This is a genomic window from Owenweeksia hongkongensis DSM 17368 (genome assembly GCF_000236705.1).
Taxonomy (GTDB): domain Bacteria; phylum Bacteroidota; class Bacteroidia; order Flavobacteriales; family Schleiferiaceae; genus Owenweeksia; species Owenweeksia hongkongensis.
The window spans coordinates 363,270-387,341 of the sequence record NC_016599.1 but is presented as its reverse complement, the minus strand read 5'-3'; the positions used below and the strand labels follow the sequence as shown (position 1 = coordinate 387,341).

General features: G+C 37.9%; 23 protein-coding genes. 20 read left to right on the top strand and 3 right to left on the bottom strand.

Annotated elements, in window-relative coordinates:
- Positions 1-26 precede the first annotated feature (26 nt).
- Both OWEHO_RS17675 and OWEHO_RS01800 read left to right on the top strand, forming a co-directional pair.
- The gene (locus OWEHO_RS17675; protein WP_052301068.1) at positions 27-503 is read left to right on the top strand and encodes a DUF262 domain-containing protein; all 477 of its coding nucleotides are present in this window, start codon (positions 27-29) and stop codon (positions 501-503) included.
- 171 nt (positions 504-674) lie between these two features.
- Complete coding sequence (locus OWEHO_RS01800) at positions 675-2,048, top strand: HNH endonuclease family protein (RefSeq protein ID WP_143764458.1); 1,374 nt, start codon at positions 675-677, stop codon at positions 2,046-2,048.
- Between the two features lie 67 nt (positions 2,049-2,115).
- Here the strand turns inward: OWEHO_RS01800 and OWEHO_RS01795 are convergent, their stop codons facing one another.
- Positions 2,116-2,745, bottom strand: a complete 630-nt coding sequence (locus tag OWEHO_RS01795) for a trimeric intracellular cation channel family protein (protein ID WP_014200745.1) — start codon at positions 2,743-2,745, stop codon at positions 2,116-2,118.
- A 216-nt stretch (positions 2,746-2,961) separates the two neighbouring features.
- Here OWEHO_RS01795 and OWEHO_RS17670 point away from each other — a divergent pair, with 216 nt between their 5' ends.
- Positions 2,962-4,053: a thrombospondin type 3 repeat-containing protein gene (locus tag OWEHO_RS17670; RefSeq protein WP_014200744.1), complete on the top strand. Its 1,092-nt coding sequence runs from the start codon at positions 2,962-2,964 to the stop codon at positions 4,051-4,053.
- A gap of 61 nt (positions 4,054-4,114) precedes the next feature.
- Here the strand turns inward: OWEHO_RS17670 and OWEHO_RS01785 are convergent, their stop codons facing one another.
- Positions 4,115-4,573 carry a D-Ala-D-Ala carboxypeptidase family metallohydrolase gene (locus OWEHO_RS01785; RefSeq protein WP_014200743.1) on the bottom strand — a complete coding sequence of 153 codons (459 nt, stop codon included), beginning with the start codon at positions 4,571-4,573 and terminating at the stop codon, positions 4,115-4,117.
- 141 nt (positions 4,574-4,714) lie between these two features.
- Here OWEHO_RS01785 and OWEHO_RS01780 point away from each other — a divergent pair, with 141 nt between their 5' ends.
- From OWEHO_RS01780 to OWEHO_RS01755, 6 genes are all read left to right on the top strand, one after another.
- Entirely contained in the window at positions 4,715-6,433 is a 1,719-nt protein-coding gene (locus OWEHO_RS01780; protein WP_014200742.1) for a T9SS type A sorting domain-containing protein, read from the top strand.
- A 72-nt stretch (positions 6,434-6,505) separates the two neighbouring features.
- Positions 6,506-7,204 carry a DinB family protein gene (locus OWEHO_RS01775; protein ID WP_014200741.1) on the top strand — a complete coding sequence of 233 codons (699 nt, stop codon included), beginning with the start codon at positions 6,506-6,508 and terminating at the stop codon, positions 7,202-7,204.
- Complete coding sequence (locus tag OWEHO_RS01770; protein ID WP_041627348.1) at positions 7,119-7,625, top strand: hypothetical protein; 507 nt, start codon at positions 7,119-7,121, stop codon at positions 7,623-7,625. Before OWEHO_RS01775 ends, OWEHO_RS01770 begins: the two co-directional genes overlap by 86 nt.
- A gap of 5 nt (positions 7,626-7,630) precedes the next feature.
- Positions 7,631-7,849: a helix-turn-helix domain-containing protein gene (locus OWEHO_RS01765; protein WP_014200739.1), complete on the top strand. Its 219-nt coding sequence runs from the start codon at positions 7,631-7,633 to the stop codon at positions 7,847-7,849.
- A 46-nt stretch (positions 7,850-7,895) separates the two neighbouring features.
- The gene (locus OWEHO_RS01760; protein WP_169312750.1) at positions 7,896-9,323 is read left to right on the top strand and encodes a zinc-dependent metalloprotease; all 1,428 of its coding nucleotides are present in this window, start codon (positions 7,896-7,898) and stop codon (positions 9,321-9,323) included.
- A gap of 122 nt (positions 9,324-9,445) precedes the next feature.
- Complete coding sequence (locus OWEHO_RS01755; protein WP_014200737.1) at positions 9,446-11,587, top strand: tetratricopeptide repeat-containing sensor histidine kinase; 2,142 nt, start codon at positions 9,446-9,448, stop codon at positions 11,585-11,587.
- Positions 11,588-11,620: 33 nt separating this feature from the next.
- Here the strand turns inward: OWEHO_RS01755 and OWEHO_RS01750 are convergent, their stop codons facing one another.
- On the bottom strand, positions 11,621-12,391 hold the full coding sequence (locus tag OWEHO_RS01750; RefSeq protein ID WP_083827965.1) for a DUF3667 domain-containing protein: 771 nt from the start codon (positions 12,389-12,391) through the stop codon (positions 11,621-11,623).
- Positions 12,392-12,603: 212 nt separating this feature from the next.
- On the opposite strand from OWEHO_RS01750, the gene OWEHO_RS01745 reads away from it, so the two are divergent.
- From OWEHO_RS01745 to OWEHO_RS01695, 11 genes are all read left to right on the top strand, one after another.
- Positions 12,604-13,869 carry a pyridoxal phosphate-dependent aminotransferase gene (locus tag OWEHO_RS01745; RefSeq protein WP_014200735.1) on the top strand — a complete coding sequence of 422 codons (1,266 nt, stop codon included), beginning with the start codon at positions 12,604-12,606 and terminating at the stop codon, positions 13,867-13,869.
- A gap of 156 nt (positions 13,870-14,025) precedes the next feature.
- Positions 14,026-14,481, top strand: a complete 456-nt coding sequence (locus OWEHO_RS01740) for a KTSC domain-containing protein (protein WP_014200734.1) — start codon at positions 14,026-14,028, stop codon at positions 14,479-14,481.
- Between the two features lie 78 nt (positions 14,482-14,559).
- Complete coding sequence (locus tag OWEHO_RS17665) at positions 14,560-15,015, top strand: DUF7738 domain-containing protein (protein WP_014200733.1); 456 nt, start codon at positions 14,560-14,562, stop codon at positions 15,013-15,015.
- Between the two features lie 280 nt (positions 15,016-15,295).
- Entirely contained in the window at positions 15,296-16,519 is a 1,224-nt protein-coding gene (locus OWEHO_RS01730) for a sensor histidine kinase (RefSeq protein WP_014200732.1), read from the top strand.
- Between the two features lie 42 nt (positions 16,520-16,561).
- Positions 16,562-16,930 (top strand): DoxX family protein, encoded by a 369-nt coding sequence (locus OWEHO_RS01725; RefSeq protein WP_014200731.1) that lies wholly within the window; start codon positions 16,562-16,564, stop codon positions 16,928-16,930.
- A gap of 1 nt (position 16,931) precedes the next feature.
- Complete coding sequence (locus OWEHO_RS01720; protein WP_014200730.1) at positions 16,932-17,639, top strand: trypsin-like peptidase domain-containing protein; 708 nt, start codon at positions 16,932-16,934, stop codon at positions 17,637-17,639.
- Positions 17,640-17,886: 247 nt separating this feature from the next.
- On the top strand, positions 17,887-20,094 hold the full coding sequence (locus OWEHO_RS01715) for a RelA/SpoT family protein (RefSeq protein ID WP_014200729.1): 2,208 nt from the start codon (positions 17,887-17,889) through the stop codon (positions 20,092-20,094).
- Positions 20,095-20,138: 44 nt separating this feature from the next.
- Positions 20,139-20,591, top strand: a complete 453-nt coding sequence (locus tag OWEHO_RS01710) for a Fur family transcriptional regulator (protein WP_014200728.1) — start codon at positions 20,139-20,141, stop codon at positions 20,589-20,591.
- Between the two features lie 40 nt (positions 20,592-20,631).
- Positions 20,632-21,921 (top strand): adenylosuccinate synthase, encoded by a 1,290-nt coding sequence (locus OWEHO_RS01705; RefSeq protein WP_014200727.1) that lies wholly within the window; start codon positions 20,632-20,634, stop codon positions 21,919-21,921.
- Positions 21,815-23,428, top strand: coding sequence for an OstA-like protein (locus OWEHO_RS01700; protein WP_083827964.1), 1,614 nt, complete (start codon positions 21,815-21,817; stop codon positions 23,426-23,428). Before OWEHO_RS01705 ends, OWEHO_RS01700 begins: the two co-directional genes overlap by 107 nt.
- A complete protein-coding gene (locus OWEHO_RS01695; RefSeq protein ID WP_014200725.1) occupies positions 23,422-24,072 on the top strand; it encodes a CAP domain-containing protein in 651 nt (216 codons plus the stop codon). Before OWEHO_RS01700 ends, OWEHO_RS01695 begins: the two co-directional genes overlap by 7 nt.

Below are 24,072 nucleotides of genomic sequence, written 5' to 3'. Positions count from 1 at the left end.
ACTTTTAACAAAAAAACTTGGGCAAAATGGATAATCAACTAAAGTCACTTTCTAAGTTATTCACTGAACGATTACTAAGAATCCCGGACTATCAGAGGGGATATGCTTGGACAAATAAACAACTAAAAGATTTTTGGGCCGATATTGTTCAACTAGAAAACGGTCAAAACCATTACGTTGGTGTTCTCACTTTTGAAGATGTGCCACCCATCGATTATAAGACATGGGATGATGACGAATGGATTATTTCATCCAAAAACTTTGAACCTTTTTATGTTGTCGATGGCCAACAGCGATTAACTACCTCATTAATACTAATTCAGTCCATTCTTGAAAGTATCGACCAAAATGCAACTTTAGGATATTTGACATTATCAGAAATTAAGAAAAGATACATATTCGATAGCCAGCCAGATGGCATATCAGGATCCTACATTTTTGGTTACCATAAGGATAATCCAAGCTATGAGTTTCTAAAAACAAAAATCTTCAACAATAATTAAGAGAGAGCATATCATAGAGAAGAAACCATTTACACACATAATCTAGAAAATGCAAAAGAATATTTTAAAGAACAGCTGGCTAAGCTCACTCATGATCAAATAGAAGAGATCTTTACTAAGATAACTCAGCATTTTCTGTTTAACATCTATGCAATATCAAGTGATATAGATGTGCACGTAGCTTTTGAAGTGATGAATAACAGAGGAAAAGTCCTCTCCATTCTGGAATTACTAAAAAATAGGCTAATTTTCCTAACAACCAAGTACAATATTGAAGAATACGAAAGAGTCGACCTAAGAAGAAAGATAAATGATTGCTGGAAATCTGTTTACCATCATCTTGGCAAAAACAAGCAAAAACCACTTGATGATGATAAATTTTTATATAATCATTTCTTAATCAGCTTTTCATCTGAAATTATTTCAAATGACGAGGCTATACCTACAGAATATAATTCACACTTTAGAAAAATTCATCGCGCTTACAGAAATGATTTCAGTAGCTATTTGCTTGATGAGAAGTTTACCCTAAAGAACATTGATAAACCAAATTTCAATCAGCACATTTCCAATGAATCCTCGTCTGGGAATGGAGCAAAGTCACTTTCAGTAAAGGATATTTATAATTATGCTAATAGTTTGCAGCGATCAGTTGAATCTTGGTATTACCTTTTCAACCCTATCGAGAATAAATATATTCTTGAGGAAGAGCGAATGTGGTTAGATAGACTCGAAAGAATAGGTTTTTCTGATTATGCTCCTCTACTAATGCTAATTTATCAAAAGGAATCTGATGCGAAAAAAAGACTTGGCCTTCTTAGGGTGATTGAGCGCGAAAAGTTTGTTTTGTCATTATTAGGCTTCTACTTCAGATACGCCATTTTTGGCCCTCAAGAATCAAGTGCATTAATTTTGGCTACCGAATATTCAAATGAAACCAAATCCGTTGAAGAGGTAACGGAAATACTTAACCATCGTATTCAAAAACTACTTCAAAATGAGATCTCATTTGAAAACTTGGTTAGCGAATTTAAGAATGGTTTTTACAGTTGGTCTGGGATACGTTATTTTCTTTTTGAGTATGAGCAACATTTGAAAAGTGGATCTAAAACAAATACGTCAAAAATAAACTGGGTAGAATTTACACAAGAAAAGACTGACTACATTAGTGTCGAACACATCTATCCACAGAATAGCAGAAAAAAATGTTGGCAGACAGATTACAGTACATACACTAGTGCCCAAAAAAATAAACTTAAAAATTCCCTGGGTAATCTACTACCCCTATCTAAACCGAAAAATTCAAGTCTTCAAGATAAATGCTTTATTGACAAGAGAGATAACGCTGAAACGACTGTTAGTTATAGATTTGGTTCATACTCAGAAATAGAAGTTTCAAAAGAAGATTCTTGGACACCTATCCATATTCTTGAAAGAGGTCTGTCTCTTTTAGAATTCATGGAAAAAAGATGGAGAATAAAGCTTGGCGATCGCGCAGGTAAAGTTCGACTTCTTAACCTTGGATTTCTGGAAAATAATGAATGATAAACATCCCAGTTTGCGCGAGTGTCCCGCTCGTGCCCTTACTTACCTTCTCAACCTAAGTTCGAAACTATTCAACACTTTCCTCCCTATATAATTCCGGCATGCGTATATCGTATTGATGTGTGATTATGCGAACGAAGATTATAAATAGCACTGCTGCAAAAGCTGTGATTTGATTTGAAATTCCAAGGGCTGCTAATCCAAAATAAACAAAGCCTCCAGCTATACTGGCACTCGCATATATTTCCTTTCGCGTAAGGAGCATCGGCTTTTCTCCGCTCAATATATCACGAAGCACACCTCCAAAAGTTGCCGATATGGCTCCCAGTGCTATGCACATAAACATGTTGAGCTCCAGAATCTGTCCTTTTTCTATTCCGGCAATTGTAAAAAGCCCAAGGCCAATAGCGTCAAAAATATAAACGAACAAATTGAGCCGATGGATAATCTTAAAGAGAATAATAGCTGCTATGGCACCTGCTGTAACGGTATAAATAAGTTGATTATCCCTAATCCAGGAAACTGCATTGGTTCCTATTAGCAAATCTCGAAGAGTGCCTCCACCAACAGCTGTTACAAAGGCTAAAACGAAAATTCCGAAAACGTCAAATCGTTTTTTAATGGCCAGAGTGGCGCCACTCATAGCAAAGGCAAAGATTCCGATAGTATCAAGAATTTCAAATAAGGTAGACTCCATTAAAACATACTTTAGAGAGGCTTAATGGCATGAGCTACATTTTGTTTATAGATTGAAAAATTTGGTAATGACCGTTAACGAAAAATGGCACAAGCTGATTTCTGGTACCTCAGGTTGACAGATGACCGTATAAAACTTCATAAGTCTCCTCTTTTACATGTGAAATACTCAAATAATTAATAACTTGATTTTTCTTAACCAATCAAACCAATTCTTATGAAATCTCATATTTTAAGAGCCGACTGGAAGTTCATTGCATTTGTTTTAATAGTTTCCCTCTTATTCTTTTCATCATGTGTTTCGAAAAAAGAATTCCGTGCTTATCAAACCGATATTGATGACCGACTTGCAGTTTTAAACCGCGACACTGATAACGATGGTGTACCTGATTTTTATGATAAAGATTCTGAGACCCCAGAAGGTGTAGCAGTCGATGGAAGCGGGAAAGCTCTAGATGTTGATGGTGATGGCATACCGGACTTTATGGACGAGGATCCTTTTACTTCTCGAAGCGCAACAGTAGATGCAAATGGTAGAGCAATAGACTCTGACGCTGACGGTGTTCCTGATTACATGGATCATGAGCCAAATACTCCTAAAGGAACCAAAGTAAACTTTAAAGGAGTTTCAATTCCATCAAAAACAGGTGGAGAATCGCAAAATACTCAGCTAGAGAAAAATAAAATTATTTATAAAACTATTTATACTAGTGATACTGGCACTGTGCTAGCCATAAAACCAGAGGTAACAACACTCATCCATTTAGATGAGAAACTTAAAGTAGGGCATCCTTCTATATTAACCATTTCACTCAATCAACTTATGAATGATTCAGAAATTAGAAATGAATTGGTAAGGGAAATAAACAAACAAAGAGTAAAAAAGAACTTAGATTCTTTATCAGCAAAGCAAATTACTGAAGGAAATATACCGTTGGGCGATTATTTTACCACAGAGCTTCATTTAGAAGACTCAAGTTTCACAAAATCATTAATTATTGGAACTAATTTTCAATCATTTAATGAATTAGGTAACAATGAACTGAAATGGTCTTGGAAATTAATTCCTCAGGAAAAATCTTCAGGAACCAGTCAAGAGATTTTAGTTATAGTGAAAAGTTTGGATTCTAATAAAGAATTAATCAAGGCTTATCAAGAACCTCTTTCTTTTGAGATAGTACCACGTAAAACATGGTTTGAAGACTTAGTTTCACTTACTCGCAACCCTCAATGGCAAATTACAGCTGTTTTATTTCCCGTTATTGGTTTTTTTGCAGGAATCTGGAAAGAAAAACGCACAACAGGTTAAAGATTAGAATATACTATGTTCAATTTTATCAAACTTTTCTAACAAATACCTTACTCCTATACTACATCTGAGTATAAGTGGTTCTTCCATTTACTTTACTGGCTTTCAACACCTGATTACGATTTCCTGTTTTCTTATAGCTAATGTGTACCCAGCCCGGATTTTGGTCATCGCCAAATTCATAAATAAGTTGGTCGAATTGGAGGTTGGCACGCACGTAATCAAACACCTGACGGTTGGTAATGGTACCGCGTCCATCCATGTCAATATCCAGAGCTTCACCCTTGCAATGGCTACTCGTGCGTGAGCCACCAATGCGCGTATTGAGATCTTCACACCTAAAGCCTGAGCTTATAAAAATTGGGGTATTAAAATGCTCACGAATGGGCTGAAAAATGTTTTCCGCTACACGCTTCAGATTTTCTAATTGCTGGGCGTTTGGTGTATTGTCTATACTGTGGCGAACTGCTGTTTGGCTTTTGGTTACTTCAAGCAAGCTCAAGTTGGTACTTAGGTTCATAAGATTTGGTTTTTATTAATGATACAACTAGTTAAGATGCTATGAAGATAGCTATTTTCCCAACTCGTTTTTAAGCATTTACAGCATCACACCCCTTTTATAAGAGATCGGTAGTTTTTCTAATTTTGTAAAAAACTAACAGTGCTAAAAAAACTACTCTCATTTTGTTTAATAGTCGTACTTGGTTCATACTCTATAGGACAAACCTCATTTTCTAACGCTATTACAATTGACACAATAGGATCTTCACCTGAAGTCACTCGAATTGGTGATTTGAATAATGACGGGCTAAATGATATTGTGGTTGGTACCCAGTCCTATTTTGATCCACAAAATGACTATCGAGTTTTTATCTACTATCAGGATAGTTCTGCATGGTTTCAACAATCACCAATTAAGTTTAAGTACAGCCCTAAAAAGCGCATAATGGCTTTACGAATAGGTGATGTAAATAACGATAAGCTAAATGACCTGATTATAGGTTTTGGAGACTCTATTGGCATTTTTTATCAAAATTCATCTGGATCATTAAATTCTATGATAAGATATTATAGCGGAAAAACTGTTGATGGTTTAGGCCTAGGAGATTTCAATGATGATGGAAGAACCGATATTGCTGTTGGTCATTGGGGTGAAAACTTTATAAGATTATTTATCCGCACCGCTACCGGATATAATACTCATACTTATCCAAGCCCAAACAGCGGGAGGGATGACCTGGAGATTGGGGACGTAAATAATGACGGTTTGGACGATGTGGTATTTATGACTGGCCAAGGACAAACGGGAGTGCATGTCTTTACTCAAAAAAAATCTGGCCTACTTAATGCATATTCGTCCTACAATCTGTCGGGGAAATTTCCAAGGGGCGTTGCTATTGGAGATTTTAATGGCGATGGCAGAAAAGATGTTGCAGCCTCTCTTTCAGGAAACAGACCACACGCTGAAATGGCTATATGGTTACAAAATGCAAGCGGCACCTTGCCTCAAACGCCCCAATTTATTGATGCCTATGACTTACCTCATTCTACAGAAATGGCAGATTTTAACTGTGATGGTACTGATGAATTACTGGTGCTTAACCATGCTTGGGGAAAACTATCACTGTATGACTATGATAGTATAAACAATTCAATTCCTTACCACTTAATTGTCTCACCTTATGTACAAGTTACCAATCCATATGCTTTAAGTCTCGGGGATATTAATGATGATGGATTGATTGATATCGCTTTGCCTGGTGAGGCTTCCGGAAAGTTAATGGTTCACCTTAATGAATCTAAACCCATTCCTTCAAAGTCTGACAGTACTTATAGCTACGTGAATAGCTATAATGTATTCTCAAAAACTTATACTAAAACAACCACGCAAATAGTAGTTGACACAGATACACTAATTAATGAATATATAAAGGTAACCACCACCACTTTAGAAATAAATCAGACATATCAATCGGATAGTATAACTACTGATTCGATTAATATTTATTTCTCTCCCTGGTGCGGAGGATATTATTTAGATACGCTTATTAATAGTTGCACAATCAACAATTTGCAACTTCTAAAATCAGATACTTCGGTATTGTCAATTTCGTCAAACACATTCAATCCTATTTCTGATATACAACTTTTCCCTAATCCAAGCTCTGGCAACCTCACTCTAAAGCTACCCTCCCCTTTAGATACTGCAAACGTGCAACTCATCGCACATAGCTCTGATGGCTCTTTAATGAGAGACGAATTTATTATTGAGTTGGGAGTCACTCGAAATTTGGACATCAGTGAATTCGCCAGTGGTGTTTATTTAGTAAAGTTGAAAATAGGCTCCTATAATTACTTCACAAGGATTGTAAAGGAGTAATCACCACTCAAGCGAGTCATAGTTTATTATTTAGCATTCCTATTTCTTATCTTCCAATCAAATTCTAAACTCATGACAAGAGAAGAAATCAGTGAAAAGCTAGTTCAAACCAATAAGGATTTTACAACCTACATTACCTCTCTAAGCGAAGAAGATTACAACTACTCTTACAATGACAAATGGACTGCTGGACAGCAAATGGAGCACATCTATAAAAGCATTGTACCACTAAATAAGGCGTTGATGCTGCCCAAAGCAATTATGAAGTTAAACTTTGGCAAAGCCAATCGCCCCAGCCGATCGTATGATGATTTGATAATTCGGTATAAAGAAAAACTAGGGCTTGGTGGCAAGGCGCCATCTCAATTTGCGCCCGAAGGAATTTCCTTTGACAAAAGACAGAAGCTTGCAGATAATCTTATGAAGGCTACAGGAACGCTAATCAAACGACTAAAAAAATTCACGGAAGAAGATTTGGATGTGCTCATTCTACCTCACCCATTGCTGGGCAAGCTTACCTTACGGGAAATGACTTATTTTACTGATTATCACACGCGGCATCATCATTTACATACAATAGAAAACCTGAAACACACTCTCCAAAAAAAATTAACGTTTATCATTAATTTTTTAATGTTATCTGAAAATTTTGATTTATTTTCGTTTCAACAAATCAAGCTTGAAAATGAAATACATCAAGAACATAATATGGATTGTGGTAATCCTTGGTTTTTCAATTATTTACTCACGCTATGTTCCAGCCGATTCTAAGCCAGCTTTTATAGTAACGGCTGTAATTGCGAGCTTCTTCATCTTTCATTTTGTAATTCGAAAAAACCCTAGGTTTAAATCCTATTTTCTAAGCCCTTTCAATTTCCTTTCTGCAAAGTATGCTTCCAAAACTTCTTATGACATCCCTATAGATCTGATGTTTGAAAAAACTTTGGAGGTACTTGATACCACCAAATTCAAACTGGTTCATGCTGATAAAGAACGATTCGAAATTTTTGCCATCAGCCCTATCAGCTGGAAATCCTGGGGAGAAAATTTATACATCGACTTTACAGAAGAAAATGGCGAAACCATTATGAACTTCCATTCAGTAGCTGTAATGCAGGTGCAAACCTGGGATAAGAATCAAAAAAATTCCGAACACTTGATTAACTCCATTGAAGACTCACTTACCATATAAGCTGGATGGCAATCATTGTAAATTTGGACGTGGTGCTGGCTCAGCGGAAGATGAAGGTAAAAGACCTTGCTGAAGAGATCGGCCTGTCTGTGGTAAACCTTTCAATACTTAAGCAAAGTAAGGCTAAAGCTGTACGCTTTACCACGCTCGAAGCCATTTGCAAAGCTTTGGATTGCCAACCTGGCGATATACTAGAATATGTACCTGATCAAATTGAAGAATAAATAACCCCAAAATTCCCTTTAAAAAATGCAAACACTAAAACTTAAAATGAAACACCTTTTACTTTGTTTCCTTATAGCTACTACTTGCCCGCTATTTTCACAAGGATTAATCAAACAGGCTTTGAGCAAACCACATCATGCTTCTGCTAATGATACATTGGTAGGCTGTGGTAGCTTTGAACTAATGAAACATGCTGACAGAGTTAAGCCTGGTTTTCTAAAAGCAGCAAACCAATATTTGGCCAACATTACAAATGAAAATGCCAATCGTAAAAAAACGAGCAGTGGCGTAATGCAAATTCCAGTAGTGTTTCATATTCTATATAATGATACATCAGCAAACCTTGCAGACTCTGTAATTCAAGATCAACTAAGAGTGCTGAATGAAAGCTTTAGACGCCAAAATACGGACACTGTAAATACCAGAGCTGACTTTAAACCGCTCGTAGCCGATAGTGAAATAGAGTTTGTTTTAGCCACTAATGATCCTGCCGGTAATCCTACAAATGGCATTACCAGAACTTATTCCCCAACAAAATACTTTGGTGGTGTTTTGCCTTATGATCAAACGCAAATGCAGGAAATTCAAGATTGGCTAAATGATAGTTTGTACTATAATTATTTCAGAATAACGCAAGATAGCCTCGGTGGAAGAAGTGCCTGGAACTCCCTTAACTATGTAAATATTTGGGTGGGAGATTTAAGAATATTCGAACCAAAGTTCAATGATTTCGAGGAACTTGTATTTTTCGGACTCGCTACCCCTCCTGCCAATCATCCCAATTGGCCAACTGAAATTTATACGGAGTTAGGTGGGTTTCAGGAAGGCATCCTTTTGCACTATCCGGTTATTGGATCTAATAATCCAAATTTATTTCCTACACCCTACCAGAGTTATGATGCCTTGGTAAGAAGTGGAAAAATACTGGTTCATGAAATGGGTCATTATTTAGGCTTGCGCCACATTTGGGGAGATGGCGATTGCACTATGGACGACTTTATACATGACACTCCAAGAAGTGATAGATCAAGTTCTTTTAATTGTAACCATGTAGCCAATAATTGTGTGGATACCATATTAGGAATGGATCTGCCTGATATGGTTGAAAATTATATGGACTATTCAAGTGGTAATTGTCAAAACTCATTTACCCAAGGACAGATAGATGTAATGCGCACCGTAATTGAAACCAATCGCCCTTATCTTATTAGTACCAGATCCTTTGTAGTTGATGCCAACCCCGCAATTAGCTACTATCCAAACCCTACCTCGGGCCAGATAACGATACACTTTAATGAGACCAACAGCGATGCTACAATACGGGTATTTAGTATTGATGGGAGTTTGATTAAAACTCATGAAGTAACAAACAGTACTGAAACCAAAATAGCCCTTGGACAACAAAATGGACTCTATGTAATTCAAGTACACAGCGGGAATGGAATTTCTACTTTTAGAGTATTGAAACAATAGAAATCTAACTAGGTAAAAACATTAGAATAGCGCAGATAAACGGTCTGCGCTATTTTTTTTGCACAAAAGTTCCATTTATATACTAAACCGCTTACATTTATCCCTACTCCACTCACACATACATGAAACAACTTTTTGCATTCCTTACATTTTTATCAATTGTTACGTCACCTTTTTTTGCTCTGGCTCAATACTCCAATCTAAGCCTACAGCAAATATTGGATAGTGCAAGTGAAATGAATGAAGTGGACCACCGACAAGAAGTAGAAGAACTCCTCAATGAAGCTGAAGATCGCTTATCGGAAAGCACTCCCAATAGACAGTTATTATCATTTTATATTACTTCCGGTATCTATTTTTTTGATGGTAGCTTCATTCCTAAGTCCAGAGAATATTTTGATAAAGCTTTAGAGATTGCGGAAGAAATACAGGACTCCAGTAAAATAGGCCTTGTTTACAGTCATATTGCCAATACAGAAGTAAAAAGTGGCGTTGCAGCTGAAGCAATTAAGTATTATGAAAAAGCTCTCAGTTATTATATCAATAGGGATGACAAAATTTACTATTCCATTTTGCTTAACATGGCTAATGCATATAGCAGAGTTAATTTGCATCAAAAAGCACTTTCTAACTTACTTACTGCAAAGAAATACTTCACTGAAAATAAAGACTATACCAAACTCGCTATCGTAGAAAACAATATTGGGGAGATATATAGGATTAACATTAATGATTACGATGAGGCGCGAACCCACTACAAACGTGCCCTTGTAGCGAATAAAAAGGTGAATAACAGTTTTGGATTGGCTCAAAACTACCACAACCTTTCGATTGCGTTTTCTGCGGAAAACATTCGTGATAGCGCTCTCTTCTATGCAAAAAAATCGGTTGCCCTAAAACAACAATTTGGAACTAATGGGGAAATGGCCTCTGCAAATTATTTACTTGCCACTACCTACAAGCAATCTGAAGTATATGATGAAGCCATCAAGTACCATAACATCTCTTTAAAACAATGCAGAGAGAATCAGTTAACGCAAGGTATTTTTCACAACTTAATGGATTTAGGTGAAATCTATTTCAAAATTGGTAGTTTCAAAAAAAGCGAAGAAATGTTGATAGAATGCTTAGAAATGGCTGAAGAGTCTGGGCAACTATCTATGTTTGAAAGTGTTTATACAGGCCTATATGAGGTAAACAAGGCCCAAGGAAATTTTGAAAATGCATTGAAGTATTTTGAAAAAATGCAAGCCATTTTAGACAGTATAAAAATAAACCAAGAAGAACAACACTTTGCAGAACTGCGAACACAATATGAAGCTGATTTGGCTGAAGCGGAAAACATGGTTCTAAAAGAAAAGGAGGTTGCACAATCGCAAAAATTGAAGTCACAACAAATCCTTCTATACATTTCATCTATCTCTATTATTCTATTACTTCTGGCCGGGGCATGGCTTATTAAAACTTTAGGGCAACGAAATAGAGCCTTTGTCCGAGAGAAAGAATCCAGCGATGCTTTATCTCAACAATACATAAAATTAAAAGAGCGAGAGAGCGAACTAGCAGAATCTAATGACCTTAAAAATAAGATTCTATCAGTATTGGGTCATGATTTACGCACTCCATTAGCCGGAATATCTAGTTTATTAAGTACCATGTCCGCGGTAGAAATAACTCGGGAAGAGCTACAGGATTTATTCGGGCATTTAAAAAAGGAAGTAGATATTAGTCTCACTACCCTTCATGAAATCTTGGCATGGGCCAGGCTCCAAATGAATGAGATCAGTAAGCTTATTCAAAAGCTCGATACAAAAGAATTGCTCAATGAAGTGGTTAACATTTATGAGCCAAACATCAGAGCCAAACAGCTAAAGTTAGAATTGAATGTTTCTCCCAATACAGAACTTTGGGCCGATTACAATCAGATGCGAAGCATTTGTGGAAACCTACTTTCAAATGCTATAAAATTCACACCTGAAAAAGGCTTTCTGAAAATTGATGTAAGGGACAATTCTGAATTTACCGAAATTACCTTTTGTGATAGCGGATTGGGTATTCCTGAAAATGTACTGCACAACTTAAACAATAGAGACGGGCTAATCTCAAATCAAGGTACTTCAGGGGAAAGCGGTACCGGTATAGGTCTTCGAATTGTTACCGATTTTGTGGATGCTCATAATGGAGTTCTCCATTTTAAAAACAATCCAGAAATGGGAACTTCCGTGTCCGTTCAAATTCCAAAGCCAGACAAAAGAATAAAGTAAGACAGATTCGGATAAACTTTAACAGGCCATCTGCTAAACTAACTGCATAGTAACCACAAAAAGGAAAAAGCGATAAACCACAACTGATAGAGCGAAAAACACAATCAGTAAAGCTGCTTTTATCAGATTAACAAAAAATCCTTGCTGATATAATCTTTTTTGCATTGCATAGCTATAAACTGCCAAAATCAGCAATATGGTAAGAGTAATTGGTCCCATATTAGGATTCAGATTCCAAGAACTTTGTGGAGAAATTATAAGGTAAATCCAAATTAAAAGACTCCCCACTAAGGGTAAAATGATGAGCATAGATAGGATAGCGAAGCTTACAAAGTGAGTAGCCGTAATCAGGTGAACGTAAAAAAGCTCACCGCGTCTAAAATTTACTAAGGCCACTCCTACGGCAAATATTAAGATAAAAATGACCAGAAAGAGCTTACTAACTTGACCTGCCATTTGGTTATAAGTACTGACAAAATTTTCTGGAGCAATACTTTCTTTAGACAGATAATCGTCTACAACTCCACTTGCCCATTCGCTATAGAACTGGCCTTCAGTTTGAGATCTCAATGAGCTATTAAGCGCATCTACCGGCTGATAAATAAAGTACACCAAGTTGATAAAGAAAAACAAAGCTATAGGAGCTGTATAAAGCTTTCTCCTTCCGGCAAAAAATTCAACGGTAAGCTTACCTGGCCTAAAGAGTAGTGCCAAAACCGAACGTAAGAATTTGATATCGGTAAATGTTACTGCATTCCAAACGGAGCCAAAGAAATGACGGAGTGTCATTTCATCACGTTCCAACTTCTTTTCGCCACAGTTAGCGCAGTATCTACCACGAAGAGGTTCTTTGCAGCTTGGGCAAACTGTATCTCCTAATGTATTTATGGTTTTTGCTTTCAGTAAAAAGGATTTACATCAATATTACGGAATTTGAGAACAGATACCTCAATGCCCTATTCATCCCGTATAAATAACGCGGCCTAAATAAGTAACTTTGCAAAAAATTGAAAAATATGGGAAATACGCGCATTTCGGAAATGGCAGAAAACCTACAAGGTTCTGAAATAATAAAACTTGCCGGTGAGATAAAAGAGAAAATGGCTCAGGGCGAAAAAATTTACAACTTTACCATTGGTGATTTTGATCCAAAAGTATTTCCCATACCTACAGAATTGACCGAGGCTATTATAAATGCATACGAAAATGGAGAAACCAATTACCCTGCTGCAAATGGTATAGCAGAACTCCGTGCAGCTGTTGCTAAGTTTGTAAAGGATCGTTTAAACCTAGACTATTCCGCTGATGAATTTCTCATTGCTGGAGGTGCTCGCCCGCTAATTTATGCAGCATACCAAGCTTTGGTAAATCCAGGAGAAAAAGTAGTTTTCCCAGTGCCTTCTTGGAATAACAATCACTACAGTCACCTTTCTGCTGCTGAAAAAGTAATGATAGAAACTGCAGCCGAAAACAACTTTATGCCCACTGCTGAGGAGCTTATACCCCACCTTTCTGAAGCAGGGTTGGTTGCATTATGCTCCCCACTTAATCCTACCGGAACTGTATTTACAGCTGGCGGACTAAAGGCAATTTGTGAGGCCATTGTGGCTGAAAATAATAGACGTGGACCAAATGAAAAACCTGTATACCTTCTTTACGACCAAATATATTGGGTACTTACTCATGGAGATACTACACATGTAAACCCGGTAGAAGTTTGCCCGGAAGTAAAACCATACACTCTTTTTATTGATGGCCTTTCTAAAGCATTTGCAGCCACCGGAGTTCGTGTAGGTTGGGCTTTTGGTCCTAAAAAAATAATCAATGCCATGAAATCTATTTTAGGCCATATAGGTGCTTGGTCTCCAAAAGCGGAGCAGGTTGCAACCGCTACATACCTTAACCTGAATGGAGAGGTGGAAAATTACCTTACAGGTTTCAAGTCTGACTTGAATGACCGCTTGCTTGCCTTTTATGATGGTATTCAAAATCTTAAAGACAAGGGGTATAATGTAGATGCTATTCACCCGCAAGCCGCTATTTACCTTACGGTGAAATTTGACATACAAGGCCAAACTACTACTGATGGTCACGTATTGGAAACTGTAGAAGATGTTTGCGCTTATTTACTTAATGAAGCCAAACTTGCTGTAGTGCCATTTTATGCTTTTGGTGCAAGCCAAACTTCTCCATGGTTTAGGCTCTCTGTTGGTACATCTACTTTAGATTCAATTGCTGCCTGCTTTACCCAACTAGAGCACGCACTTGAAAAGTTAACTTAAACACACCAATTATTACCGCTAAGGCAGGTTTTGTTTTATTATTTATAAAACGAAGCTAGCTATACCTATTAGCACTACCTTCGCGCCCGCTAAAAATCATGCTTTCAGCAAATGAAAAATCCTGATTTTTAAATAATAACAGAAATCAAAGTTGCCATGAAACGTATCAAAGAATACAAGAAGTTGTTCAATGTGGAGGGAGAACCAACCCTTAAAGAACTAAAGACTAGCTACAGAAATTTGGTAAAAGAATGGCACCCTGACAAATTTCAGGAAGGGGATGAAAAAGCAGCTGAAGCTGAACTTATAAGCCGCAAAATAATTGATGGCTATCATTTTTTGGTAAGCATGGCTCAAGAAACCATTGAGGCTAATCTACCGGAATATACTGCTACCATCAACGAATCAGGTATTGCAGACTATGACCACAAAGGCCTTTTATTGACCGTAACATTTATGGATGGCAACACCTATGAGTACTTTGGTGTAAACAGAGGTTTGTTCCTCAAATTCAATAACTCTGACAAACAGATGCGCTTTGGTAAGAGAAATATTTTTCAATCATTCCCTTACCGCAAGGCAAAGAAAGAAGCACAGGAAGCTCAAGCCTAGTCACCGATAAATTGCTGGGACTATTTTTTAGAATAGCTCTCAGCAATAAACTACCTTTCAAGCTGTAAAAATATTACCATGGAAATTAAGCCACACGTAGGATTTAAGGATATCAAATTTGGTCTATCAAAATCTCAGATTATTGATGTTTTGGGGGAACCTGATAGTGAAGATACTTCCAACTTTGAAGATGGCTCAAGCGATATTGCCATGGTGTACAACGAGCTTGGGGTTACCCTCGTATTTTCTTCTGAAGATGACTTTAAGCTGAGCTCCGTTACTTTTTATACTTCTGACGCAACCCTTATGGGAGAGCCATTTATTGGAAAAAGTGAAGAGTTCCTTTTGGAAACTGCTAAAGAAAAAGGAATTGACGATTTGTTTTTAGATGATGACTTTGAGGAGCTAGAAGCCAAAGATTACGCCTCCGAAAAGTTGGGCTTGGCATTTTGGGTTCAGCAAGGAGTTTTGGACTCAATCACCATTTTTCCAGAATATGACGCGCAAGGAGAAGAAATCATTTGGCCTTCCTAAGTAGCTTTAATCAATTCTGCTAAAAAAAGGCTTGTTGCAATTATTTACAACTATAGATCTATAGCACTTATTTAAGAGTGTATTAGAATCTTCTAAATTCTTCAAAGCGCAAACAGTTGGTTTTTAGCAAGAATGGCCTTTATCAACCCAAGCTTGTTTTTTTCCGTACTTAGCCATTGATATCTTGGTTCAATCCATATCCATCAAACAGACTATAATATTATATTTCTGTTGAGGATGAATATTGGATTTGAGTCAATTTGGCTTTATAAAACCAGCTATGACAAAACCCGAAATGCATCCCAGAGAAAGGGAAAGACTTGCAGAACTCTACTCATATTCAATACTCGACACAGCTCCTGAAAAGGAATATGATAACCTAACTGCGCTTGCATCTCAAATATGCAATGCTCCGGTTTCCATGATTGCCCTTATTGATAAGGATAGACAATGGTATAAGTCAAACAATAATGATGACTCTACGGGCTCCCCACGAGAAATAGCATTTTGTGCTCACACAATAAATGCTGTGGATGATGTGCTTATAGTAGAAGATATGCGCCTTGACTCCCGTTTTGCCCAAAACCCATTTGTGGCAAACAATCCTCATGCGGTATTTTATGCCGGTGCAAAGCTTATTGGTAGAAATGGACTTCCTGTGGGCTCTATTTGTGTAATTGACTTAGAACCTCGCAAACTCACCATAGCCCAAATAGATGCACTAAAGGTGCTCGCCAATCAAACAATGCAATTATTGGAGCTAAAAAGAAGGAACCAGGAACTGGAAGAGCTACAACAAGAACTACGCAATAAAAACGAGGAAATTCAAAGCTTTGCAAGCTTGGCCGCACATGACCTTAAAACGCCCCTTAGTCAAATTTCAGGAGTAGCTGATCTGTTTTCAGATCTCTATTCGGCTAAACTGGATGATGAGGGATTATCGCTTTTAAAAATCATGCAAGACTCGGCTTCTTCTCTTAATAATCTAGTAGACGGGCTTTTAGAATACAGCTTAAGTGATAAGTTAGCTCAAGAAGAAAAAGAGATATTTGATTTACCCTCATTTATTGAGACCATTCGCAAGCCCTTTTGCTACAATAAAAAATGCGAAATCAGCATAAATACAAGCCTTCAGGATGTTTCTATAAATAAATCGGCTTTGCAGCGAATATTCGTAAATCTCATTTCTAACGCACACAAGTACAATGACAAGGCCGTTGCAAAGATTGATATCACCGCCAGCGAAAATGAAACCCATTATTTATTTTCAGTTTCTGATAATGGCCCCGGCATAGGTAAGGAAGACCATAAACGTCTTTTTAAAATGTTTGAAGTACTTAACCAGGAAGATGCAAATAGCCAAAAAGGACACGGAATAGGATTATCTGTAATAAAGCGCTTAATCGAAAAAATGGAAGGCACTATAGAAGTTGAATCTGAAATAAATCAGGGAGCAACTTTCAAGTTTTCTATTATGAAGCAACATATTTATGCAGAATGCTAAATTTGCCGCCTTTCTATTTTATCACATAATTTTCTACTACTCATGAACATCGACTTAGGAAAACTATTACTCAGGCTGGGATTTGGAGGGCTTATGATTCCTCATGGCGTTTCTAAACTTCAAAACCTATTAAGTGGCAGCCCGCAGTTTGCCAACGTTTTTGGAATAGGTGAAATCCCGAGCCTAATTTTGGCTATCCTATCCGAACTCGTTTGTCCTATCCTCGTTATTTTAGGAATCAAAACCAGGTTGGTTTCAATACCTGTAGTAATTACAATGGCGGTTGCTGCTTTTGTAATCCACGGTGGAGACCCTTGGGGTAAAAAGGAGATGGCTCTACTTTATTTAATTGGCTATACTGCAATTGCCTTAGTTGGCTCCGGAAGTTTTGCCGTAAATAAAAACTCATAAAATGAAGTGGCCAGTTCTCTTATACTCGGTGCTGGCCGTCTTTATACTTTCTTGCGCTTCACCTAAAACTGAAAACTGGTGGAATAAACCACAAAACGAGTGGCCACAAATTTTACTTTCGAATTCTATTGAATTTAAAAACCGACCATCAGTTTCTGGGGCAAGCGCATTCTTACTTTATCATAATAATGATACCGTAGTTTGCACTGCACGTCACGTGGTAGAAAAACCAATAGGCATCGTACCATCGGTTCCTCAAGATTCTGTGAATATTCTATTAAAGGATTGGAAACTGTTTCCACGAGCCACTCCTGATTTTGACTCAATTAAAATCACCAAACTCAGAAACACTTCGCCCTCACCTCTCGACTTTTTAGTGCTTGAAGCAAAAACAAAGAGCGCTAGTATTACCGCCCTTAAGCCTGCATTGGACAGTGTCCATGAAAGTGATGTCATCTATATATTGGGGTGTGAGCGCAGCGATACTACTTGTAAGCAAAATGTATACAAGTCCAAAGTACGATGGATTGTAGATAGTCAAATTATAGTGGAACCAGAATCTAAATTCAAGGCAGCCGGGTTTAGCGGAACTCCTGCGATAAATGAAAATGGAGAAGCTATTGGTATTGCCACTGCCGTATATAATGAGGAAGGCGAGTTTTATCTATATCTAGAATCTATTCATCAAATCCTACCCTACCTTAAGTAATATTGGCTCTACTTAAGTCATCTAAATTCGATGATTTCTTAAGAAAAATAAACCCATTCAAACAAGGCACAGTTAGCTACTTGTGGGAGATTTCTTATCAGTTAAGCTGAAAAGTTTAAACGCTAATTCCTGTAATGTGTTCACCTTCATACAGTAGGCATTTTTTATAGGGTAAATAAGGCTTTGAGCGGTTTTAGGCTTGCAAAACAAAATTGGCTATTCTACCTTTAATCATGCAATATTAGGTATGAGTACAGAAACACAAGAGCAATTAGAAAACCGGGAAATCACCAATCGATACAGAGCCCTTTTGCGGGCAATGCAAGATAGAGCTGATAATGACGATCGTAAACTTATTCGCAAAGCATTTAAGCTGGCGCAAGATGCGCATGCTGATGTAAGACGTAAGTCTGGTGAACCCTATATCTTTCATCCACTTGAAGTGGCCCAGATTGTGGCCAAAGAAATTGGGCTTGGTCCGGTATCAGTTGCAGCCGCACTTATTCATGATGTAGTAGAAGATAGCGACTATACACTAGAAGATATTGACTGCCTTTTTGGAGAGGAAATAGCCCGCATCATTGATGGCCTCACTAAAATTTCAGGAGTGTTTGACCAAGACATTTCTATGCAAGCGGAAAACTTCCGCAAAATGCTCCTTACCATTTCTGATGACATTCGTGTAATTATTATCAAGCTTGCTGACAGGCTTCATAATATGCGAACCATGGAATCTATGCCTGCACACAAGCAAGTAAAGATTGCCTCAGAAACGCTTTACCTATATGCTCCCCTTGCCCACCGTTTAGGTCTTTATAACATAAAGACTGAGCTTGAAGATTTGAGTCTTCGCTACACAGAACCTGAAGTTTATCGCGACATTGTTCTAAAACTAAAAAGTAGCAAGGCCGATGAAATAAAATACCTTAAACGCTTTACCACCAAAATTAGGGAAGAGCTTAAAAAGGAAAATTTCAACTTTACTATAAAAGAAAGAACAAAGTCAATTTATAGTATTCGCAAAAAGATGATTAATCAAGGGATTAGCTTTGATGAAATCTACGACAAGTTTGCAATAAGAATAATATTGGACTCACCTCCAGAGACCGAAAAGGCTGATGCATGGAGGGTTTATTCAGTAGTAACGGACTTTTATCGCCCCAATCCTGAGCGACTGCGCGACTGGATTTCAGCACCAAAATCCAATGGCTATGAATCACTGCACACCACCGTAATGGGACCTGAAGGTCACTGGGTAGAAGTACAAATTCGTAGTGAACGAATGGATGAAGTTGCGGAAAAAGGATATGCTGCCCACTGGAAATATAAGGAAGATGCAAGTGGTGCTAACAAGCTCGACATTTGGATCAACCAAATCCGTGAAATGCTGGAAAACAATGACGGCTCTGCATTAGAGTTTGTTAATGATTTTAAGCTCAATCTTTTTGGTGAAGAGATTTACGTGTTTACGCCAAAAGGTGATCTTCGAATTTTGCCAGCCGGTGCCTCTCCCCTTGATTTTTCATTTGGTATACACACCGATGTTGGCCTAAAAACACTTGGGGCAAAAGTGAATGGACGCTTGGTACCTCTTAATTATAAGCTTCGAAGTGGTGATCAAATTGAAATATTGACTTCACTAAAGCAAAAACCGAAAGAAGATTGGCTGAATTATGTTGTTTCGGCAAAAGCCAAGTCAAACATAAAATCGGCACTGAAAAGTGAGAAGAAAGAACAAGCTGATGAAGGGAAAGCGATACTTCAGCGAAAGCTAAATTATGTAAAGGTAAAGCCGAGTGAAAACCTCATAAATGAGATGGTAAAGTACTTTGGGCTAAAAAATCCATCCGAACTATACTATCGTGTAAGCATTGGTATTATTGGCAATGCTCAAATTAAAGAGTTTATGCGAGATCAATCGCAGGGCTTTTATTCTTACCTTAAAAATCGCATACTTGGTAAGGCTAAAAAGGACACCTCAAAAGCGGTTCAAAAAGAAAAGACTGAGAAGAAAATTCTTGTTTTTGGAAATGAAGAAACTGAACTCGACTATAAGTTAGGTAAGTGCTGTAGTCCCATTCCTGGTGATGATGTGTTTGGCTACATAACTTCTAATGAAGGAATTAAAGTTCACCGCCATACATGTCCAAATGCTATTTACTTGCAATCCAATCATGCTGGGAGATTAATCAAAGCCAAATGGATTAGCACAGAGCAGTCTGAATATACCACTGTTTTAGTAATCCGAGGAATTGATACTGTAGGTTTGGTAAATAAGGTTACTCAGATTATTTCCAATGATTTGAATGTAAATATCCGAAGTATAAACATTGCTGGAGATGAGGGTGTGTTTGAAGGATTAATCACTGTGGTGGTGAAAGATAAAATCCACCTGAGCAAGGTTATTGAAAAGCTAAAATTAATAGAAGGAGTAAGCTCAGTTGACAGGAGGTAAACAGTACAAATATTTGTACCTTCGCCACTTTTCGTAAATACAGCATGAACGATAACGGATTTGAAATAGTAAAGCAGACTTTTACCGAGTATCTGGAGCATAATAAGCAGCGTAAAACGCCTGAGCGTTACGCTATTCTGCAAGAGATATACGAGCATGACGAGCACTTCGACATTGAGTCTCTTTACATATTGATGAAGAATAAAAACTACCGTGTAAGTCGCGCTACATTGTACAACACAATAGAGCTTTTGCTAGATTGTAAATTGGTGCGCAGACATCAGTTTGGGCAAAACCAGTCGTACTACGAAAAATCATTTTACAATAAACAGCACGACCACATCATTCTTACCGATACCGGTGAAGTTTTAGAGTTTTGTGATCCGCGCATTCAACAGATAAAAGATACAGTAGCCGAAGTTTTTGGAATAGATATAAATACGCATTCGCTGTATTTGTACGGTACACGCTCTAAAAAAGCTGAGGACAAGTCTTAAAAATATTATAATCAACATTTTTTAAAAAACCGCTATACAAATGGCAGTAGATGTATTATTGGGTTTACAATGGGGAGATGAAGGCAAGGGTAAGATTGTAGACGTTCTTACTCGCAATTACGATATAATTGCTCGCTTTCAGGGAGGACCCAATGCAGGACACACCCTAGAATTTGAAGGTCACAAGCACGTATTGCACACTATTCCTTCAGGTGTTTTTCACCCTGAAAGTTCAAATGTAATTGGAAACGGTGTTGTGATTGACCCTGTGATTTTCAAAAAAGAAATTGACAATCTGAAGGTTCACAATGTTGATGTAAATAAAGTATTGAAGATTTCGCGCAAAGCGCACCTTATTCTTCCTTCGCACCGCCTTTTGGATGCCGCTTCTGAAGCTGCAAAAGGAAAAAACAAGATTGGCTCTACCCTAAAAGGTATCGGTCCAACTTACATGGACAAAACCGGAAGAAACGGTCTTCGTGTAGGCGATATCGAGCAAGATGATTTTAAGGAAAGGTATGATGCTCTTGTCGCTAAGCATGAGCAAATCCTTATGCATTATACCGATTTTGAGTATGACTTAAAATCTATAGAAGACGAGTGGTTTGCAGCGATAGATTTCCTTCGTAGCCTTACACTTATCGATTCTGAGCATTTTATGCACAAGTCACTTAGAGAAGGTAAAACCATCTTGGCCGAAGGTGCACAAGGTTCACTTTTGGACATTGACTTTGGAAGCTATCCATTTGTAACTTCTTCTACCACTACTTGCGCAGGGAGCTGCACAGGCCTCGGTATTGCCCCAAATAAGATTAGAAAGGTATTCGGTATTTTCAAAGCTTACTGCACCCGTGTAGGTAGTGGCCCCTTCCCTACTGAGCTATTTGATGAAACAGGCAAAGAGCTTAGAGCAAAAGGAAACGAGTTTGGTGCAACTACTGGTCGTGAAAGAAGATGCGGCTGGCTTGACCTTCCTGCATTGAAATACGCAATTGATGTAAACGGGGTGACTAATCTGATTATGATGAAATCAGATGTGTTGAGCGGTTTCCCAACCATCAAGGTATGTACTGCTTACCGTTACAAGGGCACAGAAATTGATTACTTGCCGTACCGCACTGATGAAAACCTCGTTGAACCCATTTATACAGAACTACCTGGCTGGAATGAAGACATCACCAAGTTGGAGAATTTTGATGATGCTCCACAAAACCTTAAAGATTATGTGGCATACCTTCAGGAAGAACTTGGCGTTCCTATTACCATTGTTTCAGTGGGACCAGATAGAAAACAAACCATCGTATTGGAAGAAACTGCAGCCAGCGTTTAACGCACTGGTTGTAGTTTTCTTTATTCTTGGATTAAGCTCCCCTGCCCTCGCTCAAGAGAAAAAAGGTAAACGCATTAACATCAAAAATGCGGATAAGGGTATTTACCAAAAAGGCTTAGGAAAAAACCGCCTGCTCGGAAATGTAATTTTTGAGCATGAAGGTGCATTGATGTATTGCGATAGTGCTTGGTTGTTTTCAGAAAGCAATGAGATAAAGTCTTTTGAAAATGTATACATCAACCAAGGTGATACGATAGAACTGTGGGGTGATTATCTTGAATATTCTGGTAACACCAAAGTAGCTACCGTTACCGGTGAAGAAGTTCGTCTTAAAGACAAAAAGATGAAGCTCATCACTGATAGGCTAAAGTATGACCGTGCTAATAATCAAGCATATTACTACACTGGTGGCGAGATTACCAGTGATGAAAATATCCTTACCAGTACACAAGGTTATTACAATTCCAAGAGCAAGCTTTTTCAATTTAAAGACAGCGTAGTACTCAATAATCCTGATTATGTGATTGAGTCGGACACTATGCATTACAACAGTAATTCGCGCAAAGCATTCTTTATTGGTCCCACCACCATCACCAGTGATAGCAGCTTTATTTATTGCGAAAATGGACGTTATAACACAGTAACCGACATCGCTCAGTTTGAGAAAAACGCCTATCTGTACAATGACAATAAATACCTTACGGGTGATAGCCTTTACTACGAAAAGCAAAATGAGTTTGGTGAAGCATTCGAAAATGTATTGGTGCACGACACCATTGATGACTACACGATCACAGGAGGTTATGCACAGTATTTAGGACGCACCGATAGCACCTTTGTAACCTATGAGCCAATCTACAGCGTAAAGCAGGAAAAGGACACTTTGCATATTCATGGTGATACACTCTTTTCCACTAAAGTGATTGGCGACAGCCTGGAAGAATTTCGCCTTATAAAGGCTTACCATAAGGTAAAGTTTTTCAAATCCGATATTCAAGGAAAGTGCGACTCCCTAACTTACGCCACGCTAGATTCTACAATTAGGATGTATGTGGATCCTCTAATATGGAGTGATAGCAGCCAAATTTCAGGTGACACTATTTATCTCACTTTAAAAAACGACAAGCTTGACAGTCTCAAAGTCTACTCCAATGCTTTTATCATTAATCAAATTGATGATGTAAAGTATAATCAAATTAAGGGTAGAAAGATGTTTGGGAAATTTTCCAACAACAAAATACACCGCGTATTTGTTAATGGAAACGGGCAAACCTTGTATTTCCCCAAGGATAAAAACGAAGGGTTTATTGGTATGAATAAGGCCGTCTGTAGCAATATCATTATCAAGTTTAAAGATAATGATGTGAGCGCCATTACGTTTCTTACTAAGCCCGAGGCTAAGTTACACCCCATGCGGGAAGCCACCGGAGCAGAAAGTAAACTTGAGGGCTTTAGGCCGCGCTATGATGAGCGCCCAAATAGCAAAGCTGAAATTTTAATATGGTAAACATTCTTCTATTAGCATTTTCAACCCTATTTCTACCCCAGGTAGAAACACCTGCTAATGAGAAGTATTATGACTTGACTGCTGAAGAGTTTTTTGCTTTGGCAGAAACTCAACAAACCATAGATCCCCAAAAATTAGACAAGGAATTACTGGAAGCTGCAGTGTTTTTTGCTTCAAATGAAGCAAGAGATGATAAACGAAAATCTATATTCTCTCACTCTCCTATACTCCAGCAAAGCTCAAGATTTCATTCAGATTATCTTTTGAATTTAGGCACGCTGAACCATCTCAACAACAAAGACAAAAAGTATAAAACGCCCATGATGCGTATTGATGCTTTTGGTGGAAATTTTAACGCTTCTGCTGAAAACCTCGCAAGGTTGGCTGTAATTGATTTTGGTAAAGATCAATCCTATCTTATTGATAAAGGAGGCGTATTTCTGGATAAAAACAACAAGCCCATTCCCATGCACACTTATGCTTCGTTGGCACGAAAAGTGGTAGATGGATGGATGCATAGCAAAGGGCATCGACAAAACCTGATGGGCGATTACAACTATTTGGGTTGTGGTGTGTCATCCATTGTAAAAATAACTGACGGTGTACCTGAGATATACTTTACACAAAATTTTGGCAAAAAATAA

Coding starts and splice junctions, on each gene's coding strand:
- OWEHO_RS01755 (WP_014200737.1), top strand. CDS start 9,446: ATGAAACAACTTTTTGCATTCCTTACATTTTTATCAATTGTTACGTCA.
- OWEHO_RS01740 (WP_014200734.1), top strand. CDS start 14,026: ATGAAACGTATCAAAGAATACAAGAAGTTGTTCAATGTGGAGGGAGAA.
- OWEHO_RS17665 (WP_014200733.1), top strand. CDS start 14,560: ATGGAAATTAAGCCACACGTAGGATTTAAGGATATCAAATTTGGTCTA.
- OWEHO_RS01745 (WP_014200735.1), top strand. CDS start 12,604: ATGGGAAATACGCGCATTTCGGAAATGGCAGAAAACCTACAAGGTTCT.
- OWEHO_RS01785 (WP_014200743.1), bottom strand. CDS start 4,573: ATGAACCTAAGTACCAACTTGAGCTTGCTTGAAGTAACCAAAAGCCAA.
- OWEHO_RS01700 (WP_083827964.1), top strand. CDS start 21,815: ATGTGGCATACCTTCAGGAAGAACTTGGCGTTCCTATTACCATTGTTT.
- OWEHO_RS01775 (WP_014200741.1), top strand. CDS start 6,506: ATGACAAGAGAAGAAATCAGTGAAAAGCTAGTTCAAACCAATAAGGAT.
- OWEHO_RS01730 (WP_014200732.1), top strand. CDS start 15,296: ATGACAAAACCCGAAATGCATCCCAGAGAAAGGGAAAGACTTGCAGAA.
- OWEHO_RS01710 (WP_014200728.1), top strand. CDS start 20,139: ATGAACGATAACGGATTTGAAATAGTAAAGCAGACTTTTACCGAGTAT.
- OWEHO_RS01765 (WP_014200739.1), top strand. CDS start 7,631: ATGGCAATCATTGTAAATTTGGACGTGGTGCTGGCTCAGCGGAAGATG.
- OWEHO_RS01720 (WP_014200730.1), top strand. CDS start 16,932: ATGAAGTGGCCAGTTCTCTTATACTCGGTGCTGGCCGTCTTTATACTT.
- OWEHO_RS17670 (WP_014200744.1), top strand. CDS start 2,962: ATGAAATCTCATATTTTAAGAGCCGACTGGAAGTTCATTGCATTTGTT.
- OWEHO_RS01725 (WP_014200731.1), top strand. CDS start 16,562: ATGAACATCGACTTAGGAAAACTATTACTCAGGCTGGGATTTGGAGGG.
- OWEHO_RS01760 (WP_169312750.1), top strand. CDS start 7,896: ATGAAACACCTTTTACTTTGTTTCCTTATAGCTACTACTTGCCCGCTA.
- OWEHO_RS01770 (WP_041627348.1), top strand. CDS start 7,119: ATGAAATACATCAAGAACATAATATGGATTGTGGTAATCCTTGGTTTT.
- OWEHO_RS01695 (WP_014200725.1), top strand. CDS start 23,422: ATGGTAAACATTCTTCTATTAGCATTTTCAACCCTATTTCTACCCCAG.
- OWEHO_RS01795 (WP_014200745.1), bottom strand. CDS start 2,745: ATGGAGTCTACCTTATTTGAAATTCTTGATACTATCGGAATCTTTGCC.
- OWEHO_RS01705 (WP_014200727.1), top strand. CDS start 20,632: ATGGCAGTAGATGTATTATTGGGTTTACAATGGGGAGATGAAGGCAAG.
- OWEHO_RS01715 (WP_014200729.1), top strand. CDS start 17,887: ATGAGTACAGAAACACAAGAGCAATTAGAAAACCGGGAAATCACCAAT.
- OWEHO_RS17675 (WP_052301068.1), top strand. CDS start 27: ATGGATAATCAACTAAAGTCACTTTCTAAGTTATTCACTGAACGATTA.